Here is a 12311-nt window from a genome sequence, read left to right on the forward strand (position 1 = left end):
GAAGCGCGAGCCCGGGACCCATAGCCACAGGCAGGTGTTTGGCGAAGACTCGGAGTTACCAATCCGGCGCTACAACTACGTCCTGTGGTTATGGGTCCCGGACTCGCTTCGCGCCCCGGGACGACAGCGGTTATTTCGGTGACAGCCCGGCCAAAAACCCCGCCAGATCGTCCGTGACATGGTCGACATGGGCGGCGTCCCGGCCCTCCAGTTCCCAGTCCTCGCGCACCACCTCTTTCGTTCCGTCCGGCACCACCAGCACGGTGGTCATGCCGAGCTCGTGCGGGACGGTGAGGTTGCGGGCGAGGTCCTCGAACATGGCGGCGCGGGTCGGATCGACCGAATGGTCCACGAGGAATTTCCGGTAGGTCTGCGGCGCCGGCTTCGGCTCGAATTCGGCGGCGATGATGTCGAACACGCCGTCGAAATGGCCGGTGAAGCCGAGCCTTGCCAGCACCGCATCGACATGGTCGACCGAGCCGTTGGTCAGGATCAGTTTTCGTCCCGGCAGTTTTGCGATGGCGGCGCCGAGCGCAGGGTTCGGCTCGAGCGGCGAATGGTCGATCTTGTGGACGTAAGCGAGGTAGTCGTCGGCGCGGACGCCATGCAGGGTCATCATGCCGCGCATGGTGGTGCCGAAGCGGCGATAATAGTCCTTCTGGATGCTGCGCGCTTCTGCGGGTGTCACGTTCAGCCAGTTGCACACGAACTCGCCGATTCTAGCGTCGACCTGCTGCCACAGATTGACGTGATGCGGATACAGCGTGTTGTCGAGGTCGAACACCCAGGTGTCGACGTAGGTGAAGCTGCGGCGGGAGGTCATCTCAACTCTCTATCTGTTGGGCGCACGCGCTGTCCCACTCTCCGCTGTCGTCCCGGACAAGCGAAGCGCAGATCCGGGACCCATAACCACAGGGAGGAGTTTGGCGAAGATTGACAACCAGCATCTCGCGCCAGAACTGCGGCCTGTGGTTATGGGTCCCCGCGTTCGCGGGGACGACACCGGTATATGTCGTGACACCAGTATCACAGCGATCCCTCACGGCACCGCAAACCGCAGCGTCTTGCCGCCGCTCGACATGTCCACCGCGCCAAAGCCCGCCGCCGCAAATCCGCGCGCGGCGCAATCGGTGTGCTCATTGGTCTCGAACTTGGTCTCGCGCGTGCAGAGCTGCTTGTCACCACCCCAGTTCAGCGGCTTGTCCTTCAGCTTGATCGCGCGGTTGTCGGCATCGACCGCTTCAGCGAAGCTGAAGATCTGCTTTGGCTGGCCGGTCACATCAGGATGCAGGCACTTGCCGGAATCGATGCGGTACCAGCCGCGGCTGGTCACGGCCTTGCCGTCGTCGGTAGCGATTGCCGCCATCACCTTGTGCGGCGTGTCGTTGCACCAGGTGAGGCCGCTTGCCGACGGCGTCTGCGTCGCATCCACCATGGTCTTGAAGAAATTTTGCGACGACGCCGCGTCGGAGGACAGCCCGCGGCTCTTCAGGAACGCAGCCAGCGCGCCTTGCGTCTTCGGTCCGTCGACGCCGTCGATGGCGCCGACGTCGTAGCCGATGATCACCAGCAGCCGCTGGATGCCGGCGAGCCGCGCCTGCTCGTCGTCATATTCGGAATCTTCCGCGAGATAGGTGACCAGATTGCCGTCGTCGCCCTGCGTCGGCGTCACCTGCGTGAAGGGGACCTGCGTCTGGCCGCTGCGGCATTGCCGCGCCGCCGCGATGACGAAATTGTCCTGTGCCACGCACAGCATGTCGTTGCCGTTCTGCGGGATCGGGGAGGCGCCATAGATGCCGAGCGCGCGGGCGTTGAGCAGGATGCGGTCGGCCGTCAGCGTGCCCTGCACCACCACGCGGCAGGTGGCGGGATCGATCCTGAACCAGCCCCGCGTTGCGGTCGCCGCCTTGTCGTCGATGCCGATCGCGGCCTCGACGACATAGGACATGCGGTTGCAGATCTTGAGGTCGGCGAAGGCGGGTGCGGAGGAGAAGAAGAAGGAGATGGCTGCGGCTGGCAGCGTCATCAGGAAGCGGGTGAGAGTGGAGCGACGGTGTTTCATCCCCGTCATTCCGGGGCGATGCGAAGCATCGAACCCGGAAAAGCGAGAGCCGTGGATACCCGGGACAAGCCCGGGCATGATGCCCTCTTTTCTTCGCCGTTCGTCTCTCACTTGTGGATCAGCGTTCCCGTGCCCTGGTTGGTGAAGAGCTCCAGCAGCACCGCGTGCTGCATCTTGCCGTCGATGATGACGACGCCCTCGACGCCCTGCTCGAGCGCGTAGATGCAGGTCTCGACCTTCGGGATCATGCCGCCGGAGATGGTGCCGTCGGCGATCAGCTTTCGCGCATCTTTTACTGACAATTGCGGGATCAGCTTCTTCGACTTGTCGAGCACGCCGGGCACGTCGGTGAGCAGCAACAGGCGCTTGGCCTTCAGCGCGCCGGCCACCGCACCCGCAAAAGTGTCGGCGTTGATGTTCAGCGTCTGACCTTCCTTGGACGTCGCGAGCGGCGCCAGCACCGGGATCAGCTCATAGCCGATCAGCTGGTTGAGCAGCGTGAGGTCGACCTTCTCGGGGTCGCCGACGAAGCCGAGATCGACCGCCTTCTCGATATGCGAGTCCGGGTCGACGATGGTGCGCGTCGTCTTCGACGCCTTCACCATGTTGCCGTCCTTGCCCGACAGGCCCACGGCCTTGCCGCCGGCCTCGTTGATGTAGCCGACGATCTGCTTGTTGACGGAGCCGGCCAGCACCATCTCGACGATCTCGATGGTCGCGGCATCGGTGATGCGCAGGCCCGCGGCGAATTCCGAGACGATGCCGAGGCGCTTGAGCATGGTCGCGATCTGCGGCCCGCCGCCATGCACCACGACCGGGTTGATCGCGGTCTGCTCGAGCAGGACGATGTCGCGGGCAAAGTTCTTCGCAGTCTCCTCGTCGCCCATGGCATGGCCGCCATATTTGATGACGATGGTTTCCTCGTCATACTGCTGCATGTGCGGCAGCGCTTCGGACAGGATGCGGGCCTGGTCGAGCGGGGAGATGTCGGTCATGTCACGGATCTCGCTGGCGGGACTGTCGGTGCGCGTTCTATCTGATTGGCGCGCGGGGCGCAAAGTGATGTTCTTTCCCTCTCCCCTTGTGGGAGAGGGGGGCTCGCCGCGACAGCGGCGAGACGGGTGAGGGGTCTCTATCCACGCTCACGCCCGCGGAGAGAAACCCCTCATCCGGCGCCATAGCCGAAGCTTCGCTTCGGCGTTCTCTTAAGAACGGCGGCCGAAGGCCGCCTACGCCACCTTCTCCCACAAGGGGAGAAGGAAGAAGAGCAGCTATTTCCTCGCCACCACCGCGGCCAGCGTCACCGCCAGCCAGCTCGCAATCATCACCGTCCCGCCGGTCGGTGCCGCCATGGGAAACAGCGATTGCCCGGCATATTGCCGCAAGGTGAGGTCGCCCGCGAACAGTGCGGCGCCGATCACGAAGCCGCATGCTGCCACAAGCCCAATTCCGCCGTGCAGAAGGCCGCGCGCGAGCAAGCCCATCACCGCGAGTACGGCAGTTGCATGAAACAGCAGCATGGCACTGGCGGAGGCAAGGCGGCCAGCGTCCGCACCGTGGGCGGAGGCGGCGGCCAGCGCGACACCGGCGGCGCCCATCAAACCGGCAAGCCCAATCAGCAGGCGAACCATTACTTGCTCCGCTCTTCCAGCAGCTTCGCCATCGCGGCACGCAATTCGGCCATGCCGGTCGAGCTCCGCGACGAGGTCGCGAGCACGTTCGGGAACGCGGCCGGATGTTTTGCCAATGCCGCCTCGGTCTCGGCAATGCGCGACTGGAGTTCGGAGGCCTTCACCTGGTCGGCCTTGGTCAGCACGATCTGGTAGCTGACGGCGGAGCGGTCGAGCGTCTTCAGGATTTCGAGATCGACGTCCTTGAGGCCATGCCGGGCGTCGATCAGCACGTAGACGCGCGCGAGTGAGGCGCGGCCCAGCAGGAATGTGTGGATCAGCTCGGTCCAGGACGCCACCTGGCTCTTCGGCGCCTTGGCATAGCCATAGCCGGGCATGTCGACGAGCCGCAGGTCCTTTTTCCCGGGGACCTCGAAGAAGATCAGCTCCTGGGTGCGGCCCGGCGTATGCGAGGTGCGCGCCAGCGCGTTGCGCCCGGTGAGCGCGTTGATCAGGCTGGACTTGCCGACATTGGAGCGGCCGGCAAAGGCGATCTCGAGCCCCTCCATCGGCGGCAGTGTCTGGATCGAGGGCGAGGCCCAGATGAACTGCCAGTCGCGCGCGAACAGCTTTCGCCCGGCCTCGATCAGCTTCGCATCTTTGTCGTCGGTCATGCGAAGCTCTTTGCTTGCACCGTCATTCCGGGATGGTCCGAAGGACCAGACCGCAGGTGCGCAATTGCGCACCGGGGAATCTTGAGATTCCGGGTTCGATGCTTCGCATCGCCCCGGAATGACGGAGTGAGACTTACGTCGCCTTCTTCGCGAACGTCGCCTTGAGATTGTCGAACAGCTCCACCTTCACGCCGTTGCGGCGCATGATGTAGCTCTGCTGAACCACCGAGAGCAGGTTGTTCCAGGCCCAGTAGATCACGAGACCTGCCGGGAAGCCCGCCAGCATGAAGGTGAAGATCAGCGGCATCCAGTTGAAGATGATCTGCTGCGTCGGATCCGGCGGCGTCGGGTTCAGCTTCATCTGGAACCACATCGTGATGCCCATGATGATCGGCCAGATGCCTAGTGCGAGATAGTGGCCGAAGACGGGGATCGTGGTCGGATCGAACGGGATCAGCCCGAACAGGTTGAACAGGTTGGTCGGATCCGGCGCCGAGAGGTCCTTGATCCAGCCGTAGAACTTCGCGTGCCGCATCTCGATGGTAACGAACAGCACCTTGTAGAGCGAGAAGAACACCGGGATCTGGATCACCACAGGAAGACAGCCGGCGACCGGATTGATCTTCTCCTTGCGGTAGATCTCCATCATCTCCTGCTGCTGCTTCACCTTGTCGTCGGGATAGCGCTCTTTCAGCGCCTGAAGCTGCGGCTGGATCGACTTCATCTTCGCCATCGAGGCGTAGGACTTGTTCGCCAGCGGGAAGAACAAGAGCTTCACGATCACCGTCACGAGCAGGATCGAGATGCCGAAATTGCCGAAGAAGCGATAGAAGAAGTCGAGGCCGAGGAACATCGGCTTGGTGATGAAGTAGAACCAGCCCCAGTCGATCAACAGATCGAAATGGTTGAGGCCAAGCTCCTTGTTGTAGCCGCCGAGGCCGGCGAACGGGAACACGCCGACCACGCCGGCTTCCTTGGCGCCGGCGAACAGGCGCGCATTCGCGGTCGCGGTGCCGCCGATCGCGACGGTGACGGGATCGAGCAGATAGTCGGTCTGGTAGCCCCGGATGTTGTTGGCGAGGGTCGATGAAAAGCTCGCCTGGAGCTGGGCATTGGTGTCGGGCAGCAGTGCCGAGGCCCAGTACTTGTCGGTGATGCCGAGCCAGCCATTGGTGGCCTTGAAGTCGACCTTCTTGGCCTCGTCGATCTTCTTGTAGGCATATTCCTGCAGGCCATCGAGATAGCCGATCAGGCCTTCATGCAGGATGTAATAGCCGGAGACCTGCGGCGTGCCGTGGCGCGAGATCAGCGCGAACGGATAGAGCGTGACCGGCGCGTTGCCGACATTGCTCACCTCGTCCTTGATGGTGAAGAGATAGTGGTCGTCGACCGAGACGGTGCGGCGGAAGGTGAGGCCGTCGCCATTGTCCCATTTCAGCACCACCGGCGTCGTCGGCGTCAGGCTGCCGCTGCCGTCCTGCTGCCACACCGTCTGGGCGTTCGGCATCTTCGCCGTCACGCCGGTCGCGGCCACCCAGCCGAACTCGGCGTAATAGGGCTCGGCGGTGCCCGAGGGCGAATAAAGGATGATCGGCGGCGACTTCGGGTCGACCGTTTCGCGGAATTGCACCAGCGCGATGTCGTCGATGCGGCCGCCCTTCAGCGAGATGCTGCCGGCGATCCGCGGCGTGTCGATCTTGACGCGCGGGCTGGCCGCGATCGCGACGTCGCGGGCAACGACCGGCTGGGCCTGCTGGCTCGTGCCCGGCGTCGTGGGCTGCACGCCGCCGGCCTGCGGCGTGGCGCCCGGCGTTGCGGACGCGGTCGGCTGCGGCGTGGTCTTCTGGAGCTCGACCTGCGCCTGCTGCTGGGCGCGCTGCTTCTCCATCTGCGGCACGTTGTAGAAATATTGCCAGGCGATCAGGACGAGGCCCGACAGAATGACGGCGAGGATGGTATTGCGATTGTCGGTCATCTCTAATGTCTCGTCATCAATCCGGTTTGCGGCTGGCAGGGGCAGCGCCCGGCTTCTCGCCGCGCCCCTTCGCAGATCCCTTGTGAGACCCATTGGCCGTATGCCGCGCGGGCTTCGAGAAGGCTATGCGCAGATCGTCGAGCATGGTGGCGAAGTCGCGCGAGAGCGCGTCCCTTCGGCCGACCAGTACATAGTCATGATGGGGCTGCATCGACACCGGATCGAGCCGCTTCACCAGTTCGCGAAGCCGGCGCCGGATGCGATTGCGCTCGGGGGCGTTGCCGTTCTTTTTGGTGACGGTGAAACCGATCCGGATCGGGCCGAGATCGTCGCGGCGGCGGCTTTGCAGGACAAACGCGGGACTATTCACCCGCGCGCCATTGGCAACGGCGAGGAAATCCGCCCGCTGCCTCAGCCGATCCATGATGAAATCCCAAAAAGGGGGTCCGGCTCAGGCGCTCAGACGCTTGCGGCCGCGGGCGCGGCGGGCGGCGAGAACCTTGCGGCCGCCGGCAGTGGCGAGACGGGCACGGAAGCCGTGACGGCGCTTGCGCACCAGTTTGCTGGGTTGATAAGTCCGCTTCACGGGTTTTTCTCCGCTGACCGGGCAATTTGCCTGTAGAATTGATGGTAAAGTCCGGAAGATGCGGCCCAAAACGGGCCCTTTTCGGCCCCAAGAGAGCCGCTCCCGGCGTCACACCGGGTCATCGCGGACAATTCGCGCGGCTTATATGCGAGCGCCCCCTTTTCGTCAACGCCGCACAAGCGCACGATTCCGGTGAATATCGCTGTTTGTGCGGGGTTTTTAACCCGTGAGGTAGCGACTCGCCCTATCAGCACCTACATCCCACCTCGGCATATTAGCGATCCGTAATTTGACCGGGCCGGGGGCGGGCCGCATCCTTCATCCGCCAGATCGTTCACCGGGCAAATCAGCGAGGACGAATTTCGTGGCAGAGACAGACCTCCGGCCGATCCAGGATACGGATCAGCAGGACCCGCCCGCGGCGCGGCCGCGCGGGCCTGCGGGGCTTGGGCTGTCGGGCAAGCTGCTGCTGCTGACCGTCCCCCTGGTGATGATCGCCGCGATCCTGCTCTACGTGCCCGCCATCGCCAACTTCTGGGTCAACCGGCTCAACGACCGCGTTGCGGCCGCCAATACGGCGGCGCTGGTGCTGGATGCAGCCCCGCTCGGCATGGTCCCCGATTCGCTCTCGCGCGAGATCCTCAAGAGCATCAATGCCCGCGCCGTCGCCATCAAGATGGGCCAGCAGCGCCGGCTGCTCGCCAGCGACAATCTGCCTGCTACGATTGGGCACGACGTCGATTTGCGCGACATGACCGTGTGGGAGGCGATCACCGGCTCGTTCCAGATGATGCTGGAGACCGGCAACCAGGCCATTCGCATCGTCGGCCCCGGCGTCGGCAACGCCCAGTTCGTCGAGATCGTGACCGACGAATTGCCGCTGCGGCAGGCGATGTACCGTTTCTCCCGCAATGTCGTCGTGGTCGCCCTGATCATCGGCGTCCTGACCGCGGGCCTCGTCTATCTCGCGCTCCATTATCTCTTCGTGCGGCCGATGCGGCGGCTGACCGCGAGCCTGGTCGGCTTCCACGAGAACCCGGAAAGCTCGGCGGGAATCATCGTGCCGAGCCAGCGCAGCGACGAGATCGGCGTCGCCGAGCGCGAATTGTCGGACATGCAGCGCGACCTGATGTCGATGCTGAACCAGAAGAGCCGGCTCGCCGCCCTCGGCCTCGCGGTGTCCAAGATCAACCACGATCTGCGCAATCTGCTGGCCTCGGCCCAACTCCTGTCGGACCAGCTCGCCAGCGTGCCCGACCCGCGGGTGCAGCGCTTTGCGCCAAAGCTGGTGCGCTCGCTCGAGCGTGCCATCGCCTTCTGCCAGTCGACGCTGTCCTATGGACGCGCCCAGGAGGCCGCGCCCGATCGTCGCATGATCCTGATCGAGCCGGTGGTGCTGGAGGTGCGCGAGACCGCCGGCCTTGCCAGCGACGCCTCGATCGCCTGGGTCGCCGCGATCGAGCGCGGGCTCGCGATCGATGCCGATCCGGACCAGCTGTTCCGGGTGCTGCTCAACCTCGTCCGCAACGCCGCCCAGGCGCTGGAAAGCCACGCCTCCGGCGATGGCGGGGCGCAGCAGATCCGAATCACGGGAAAACGCGAGGGCGCCGTCGCCATCCTGGAGGTCTCCGACACCGGCCCCGGCGTGCCCCAGAAGACCCGGGAGCACCTGTTCGAGGCGTTCCAGACCTCCGGTCGCCCCGGCGGCAGCGGGCTGGGCCTCGCCATCGCCGCCGAGCTCGTCCGCGCCCATGGCGGCGACATCCACCTCGTCGAAGGCACCATCGGCGCCACCTTCCGGATCGTCATCCCCGACCGCCCCGTGGAACTCCTCTCCATTCGCAACGAGCGGCAGAGGGCGTAAGGCTAGGCCAGGGGCCGATAGTCTCTCGTCATTCCGGGACGGCCCAAAGGGCCGGGCCCGGAATCCATAACCCCCGCTGGTGTTTATGGATTCCGGGCTCGCGACTTCGTCGCGCCCCGGAATGACGGCCAGGAAGGTGGAAATACGCGAAAATCTCCCCATCCCGGACCTTGCCAACCGGGACAAGAGCGGTTAGTCAGAGCGCTCTTTCGCACCCCTCCGGCGCTGTCCGGAGGCTGCGTGTGGGCTAAAGCCCGCACTATCAGCGAAAAACGCGCCCGTAGCTCAGCTGGATAGAGCATCAGACTACGAATCTGAGGGTCGGACGTTCGAATCGTTCCGGGCGCGCCAGTTTCTTCCGATGCAGGCAAAAGCAATGCAGCGTCCGGTCGCTCGCCCGAGATCGCCGATGGGGCGCGCCCTTGGAAATCCGATGAAGATATCGCAGGCATTCAAATTCGAGGCGGCACATCGCTTGCCGAACGTGCCGGAAACGCACCGGTGCAGCCGGCTGCACGGTCATTCCTATCGGGTCGAGGTTCAGTTGGAGGGACCCGTGGACCCGCACACGGGTTTCGTCGCGGACTTCTTCGATATTGAAGAATGCTTTGCCGGCGTCCTGGAGGCCCTGGACCACAGATGCCTGAACGACGTCGAAGGACTCGAGAACCCAACCGCTGAGAATATCGCGATCTGGATATGGGACCGGTTGGGCTCGCGTCTCCACCAGCTTTCCGCAATTCGAGTTTACGAAACGGCGGACTGTTGGGCCGAATATCAAGGGCGGTGACGACAACCGCAAGGTGACCCGTTCAGCACGACCAGATCAAAAAGCGACCGCTGCCGGGGCGGCCCAATGGCTCCTCACGAAGTCCCGGATGTGCTCCGGCACGGGCATGGTGTCGATGTCGCAACGCGTCTGGATTTCTTCCGCAAGCTCTCTCGACATATCCTTCGACCAACGCCCCCTTGAATCGAAGGCGACGATGCGGACGGGGTCGTTGAAACGGCCGGCGATCAGGTTCGAGATGACGGTTTCGATGTCAGTCCGCTCGACCTCGGTTTTCCGGCCGGCTCTGCCGGGCCGTCCGGCAATGTTGTCGACGATCAGATAGACGATTCGATCTGCCGCATCCTGATGAGCCGCACCTTTATGAGCCGCGCATGGGGCGGCCATCGACGTCAATCCATTTCCAGCCATACGCGTCTCCAATGCAATAGAGCCGGTAATTTGTCCGGACGGGACCCGCCTGAATGGATCAGGCGCAATGCTATGTACCCGGGTCACTACGGTCCCGCATCAGGACCAAAGTACGATCAGGACCAAAGTATGATGACGCGCGGGTCGTGCTTTGTAAGATCGGACACTGCCATTCGAGGGCAAGGAAGCCGCAATCGCGCACGCTCCGGCCGGGCGAAACCGAGTCCGCAACTCACTCGCAATCAAGTGGAACTGATGCAGCTCGACACCATCTCGTCGCCGCAACTGCCTGGGTTTGCTGAACTTGAAATTTTGCCGCGCTCGATCAAGCTTGTCCTTCGGGAGATGCTATCAAGCCCCGCCTGAAAAGGACTCCGGAATTGGGGAGCATCGCGACGTTCGGCAACGAGCGGGTTTTCGAACTCGCTTCACCTCGTGCCGTGTATGTAATGCACAAGCTGCTCGATGACGAATGTTTGATCGCTGATCTTGTCCTTCACCAAATCTCCGATTGAGATCATTCCTACCACGTTTCCCTGCTCAATAACGGGAAGATGGCGCACGGCCTTTTCGGTCATGATGGCCATGGCTTCTTCGACAGATTGATCGGGCCGCACAAAGACGACTTTCGATTCCATGATATCGCGGACGGGAGTGGTGGGCGATGTGCGGCCTTTCAAGAACACATTCCGCGCATAGTGGCGTTCCGTCATGATGCCTATGAGCTTGTCGCCCTCCATCACAACCACAGAACCCACGTTCTTGTCCGCCATCTTCTTGATGGCATCAGACACAGTCTCGTCGGGACCAACGGACAAGACCTCACGGCCTTTCTTGTCCAGCAACTGCCCAATGGTTGCCATGGGACGCAACCCTCACTGTAAACTGTATTTCAATGACTACTTCGGTTGACGCGCATTGATCCAGATCATGCGTCAAGACGATGTGATGAGGATTGGTGGCATCGAGCCTGCGGCAAATGCGCGGCAACTCGTTGGTGCGGCTGTGGGAGGTTTCCGAAAAACGAAATGACGTCCGGCATGTCTGATGGCGCGTGTGGGCGGTGGTTGTCGAATCCGGGTTCTTTGAAATTATACAGCAATATCAAATATATAAGAGTTCGTACTTTTGTCCTGAATGGCGCACCAATTGCACGATATTCCGCGATATTTTTGAGATGGGAGTCCCAATCGGGAGTGCCAGCCTCTTGATCGACTGATCTTGCAAGCGGCGGCGGGCAGGGGACTTGCCCTGGCTCGGAGACTGTTTGCCAGGGGGCAGACGCCTGTCGACTGCAAACGCGATTTGTCGTTGCCGCACACGATCCACTCATTCCCGCTCCATCATGTTGGCGATCGCCTTGATGCGGCTTCTGGCATATTTCGGCAGGCCGGCGCTCAGCGAATCGCCGCTGTTGAAGGAGCTCTTGCCCATGAGCAGTTGCGCGGGCACGAGGTTTCGCAGAACGGGTGTATTGCTGTATTCCCTTTGTTTGTTCAGCACGTCGTTCCTGACCGCAATCAGGATGTAGACCGTTGCGATGGCGGCTTCCCGCTCGGTCGGATGCTGTTGCAGAACCGCAAGCAGCTTGCCGAACTGGATGACCTGGTTCACCCAAAAGATGTTCTGCTCGAGCGCGCTGGTGACTGTGGAGTCGAGCCCTGTCAGCGTCGGCAGCTCGGCAAGGCGCGGCTGCGTGACCAACATGATCTCACTCTGGAACTCGATGAAATCCGGAATCGGTTTTTTGCTCTCCTCGCGCAGCTTGTTGGCAAGCTGAATGCCCGCCGGAATTTTCCCTTCGAACATGTAACGGGACCGCACGCAGATCGCGTTCGCGTCCTTGCACCAGCGGCGATCCGGCGGACGGTTGTGCGCGGCGCTCGCGTCTTTGTTGGGAACATCGTCGCCCGCACTGATCGGCCAGTGCTTGACTGCCGGATCGATCTGCTCAAGGAACGCGACATTCGCATACCGTGACAGATCCAATGCCGCTGCCGGTCTTGGAAGTCGAAACCGCGCCTCCGCCTGGTAGACCGAGAGCTTCAGCTTCGTTTGCTGGTTGAGCGTGGGCTCAACGAAGCTCGGAAAGAGCGAGAGGAAGCGCCGCTGAACCGGACGTGAGCGGGCCCAATCGTCGAAAGGAATGAGCTCAGTCGAGGAATCGGCGAGCTTGTCGTTGCGTTGGTCGGCGAAGATGACGGTGCGCGGTTTGATCTGTGCGATCGGGACGCTGGTGGCTGCGGGCACCTCCTCCAGCTGGAATTCCTGCGCGGCCGCACCCGCACAAGCGGCCACGCAGGCGACGATGAGGACAGCGGTACGGTGAAGCCTCATGG

At 62.8% G+C, this 12311-nt stretch carries 13 protein-coding genes and 1 tRNA gene; 3 read left to right on the top strand and 11 right to left on the bottom strand.

The annotated features are described in order from the left end of the window. Window positions 1-130: 130 nt before the first annotated feature. The 8 genes from JQ635_RS27980 to rpmH all read right to left on the bottom strand — a co-directional run bounded on the left by JQ635_RS27980 (window position 131) and on the right by rpmH (window position 6907). On the bottom strand, window positions 131-823 hold the full coding sequence (locus JQ635_RS27980; RefSeq protein ID WP_211412999.1) for a pyrimidine 5'-nucleotidase: 693 nt from the start codon (window positions 821-823) through the stop codon (window positions 131-133). Window positions 824-1039: 216 nt separating this feature from the next. Further along, window positions 1040-2026 carry a DUF1036 domain-containing protein gene (locus JQ635_RS27985; RefSeq protein ID WP_211413094.1) on the bottom strand — a complete coding sequence of 329 codons (987 nt, stop codon included), beginning with the start codon at window positions 2024-2026 and terminating at the stop codon, window positions 1040-1042. Between the two features lie 143 nt (window positions 2027-2169). Next, on the bottom strand, window positions 2170-3057 hold the full coding sequence (gene argB / locus JQ635_RS27990; protein WP_211413000.1) for an acetylglutamate kinase: 888 nt from the start codon (window positions 3055-3057) through the stop codon (window positions 2170-2172). A gap of 276 nt (window positions 3058-3333) precedes the next feature. Next, a complete protein-coding gene (locus tag JQ635_RS27995; RefSeq protein ID WP_211413001.1) occupies window positions 3334-3693 on the bottom strand; it encodes a DUF423 domain-containing protein in 360 nt (119 codons plus the stop codon). After that, window positions 3693-4346 carry a ribosome biogenesis GTP-binding protein YihA/YsxC gene (gene yihA / locus JQ635_RS28000; protein WP_211413002.1) on the bottom strand — a complete coding sequence of 218 codons (654 nt, stop codon included), beginning with the start codon at window positions 4344-4346 and terminating at the stop codon, window positions 3693-3695. The genes JQ635_RS27995 and yihA overlap by 1 nt, the downstream gene beginning before the upstream one ends. Before the next feature lie 133 nt (window positions 4347-4479). Further along, complete coding sequence (gene yidC / locus JQ635_RS28005; RefSeq protein WP_211413003.1) at window positions 4480-6321, bottom strand: membrane protein insertase YidC; 1842 nt, start codon at window positions 6319-6321, stop codon at window positions 4480-4482. A gap of 16 nt (window positions 6322-6337) precedes the next feature. Next, window positions 6338-6745 carry a ribonuclease P protein component gene (gene rnpA / locus JQ635_RS28010; protein WP_211413004.1) on the bottom strand — a complete coding sequence of 136 codons (408 nt, stop codon included), beginning with the start codon at window positions 6743-6745 and terminating at the stop codon, window positions 6338-6340. A 27-nt stretch (window positions 6746-6772) separates the two neighbouring features. Next, window positions 6773-6907, bottom strand: coding sequence for a 50S ribosomal protein L34 (gene rpmH, locus JQ635_RS28015; protein WP_008542748.1), 135 nt, complete (start codon window positions 6905-6907; stop codon window positions 6773-6775). Window positions 6908-7271: 364 nt separating this feature from the next. Between rpmH and JQ635_RS28020 the strand changes: the two genes are divergently transcribed. From JQ635_RS28020 to queD, 3 genes are all read left to right on the top strand, one after another. Continuing rightward, a complete protein-coding gene (locus tag JQ635_RS28020) occupies window positions 7272-8771 on the top strand; it encodes an ATP-binding protein (protein WP_211413005.1) in 1500 nt (499 codons plus the stop codon). A gap of 274 nt (window positions 8772-9045) precedes the next feature. Then, window positions 9046-9122, top strand: a tRNA-Arg gene (locus JQ635_RS28025). A gap of 82 nt (window positions 9123-9204) precedes the next feature. Then, complete coding sequence (queD, locus tag JQ635_RS28030; protein WP_211407620.1) at window positions 9205-9561, top strand: 6-carboxytetrahydropterin synthase QueD; 357 nt, start codon at window positions 9205-9207, stop codon at window positions 9559-9561. A 36-nt stretch (window positions 9562-9597) separates the two neighbouring features. Here queD and JQ635_RS28035 read toward each other — a convergent pair whose 3' ends face one another. The 3 genes from JQ635_RS28035 to JQ635_RS28045 form a co-directional block, all read right to left on the bottom strand. After that, window positions 9598-9972 carry a hypothetical protein gene (locus tag JQ635_RS28035; protein ID WP_211413006.1) on the bottom strand — a complete coding sequence of 125 codons (375 nt, stop codon included), beginning with the start codon at window positions 9970-9972 and terminating at the stop codon, window positions 9598-9600. 428 nt (window positions 9973-10400) lie between these two features. Next, the gene (locus tag JQ635_RS28040) at window positions 10401-10835 is read right to left on the bottom strand and encodes a CBS domain-containing protein (protein WP_246583822.1); all 435 of its coding nucleotides are present in this window, start codon (window positions 10833-10835) and stop codon (window positions 10401-10403) included. A gap of 466 nt (window positions 10836-11301) precedes the next feature. Next, window positions 11302-12309 carry a hypothetical protein gene (locus JQ635_RS28045; RefSeq protein ID WP_211413007.1) on the bottom strand — a complete coding sequence of 336 codons (1008 nt, stop codon included), beginning with the start codon at window positions 12307-12309 and terminating at the stop codon, window positions 11302-11304. Window positions 12310-12311 lie beyond the last annotated feature (2 nt).

Origin of the sequence: Bradyrhizobium iriomotense, assembly GCF_018130765.1 — a bacterium.
Classification (GTDB): domain Bacteria; phylum Pseudomonadota; class Alphaproteobacteria; order Rhizobiales; family Xanthobacteraceae; genus Bradyrhizobium; species Bradyrhizobium iriomotense_A.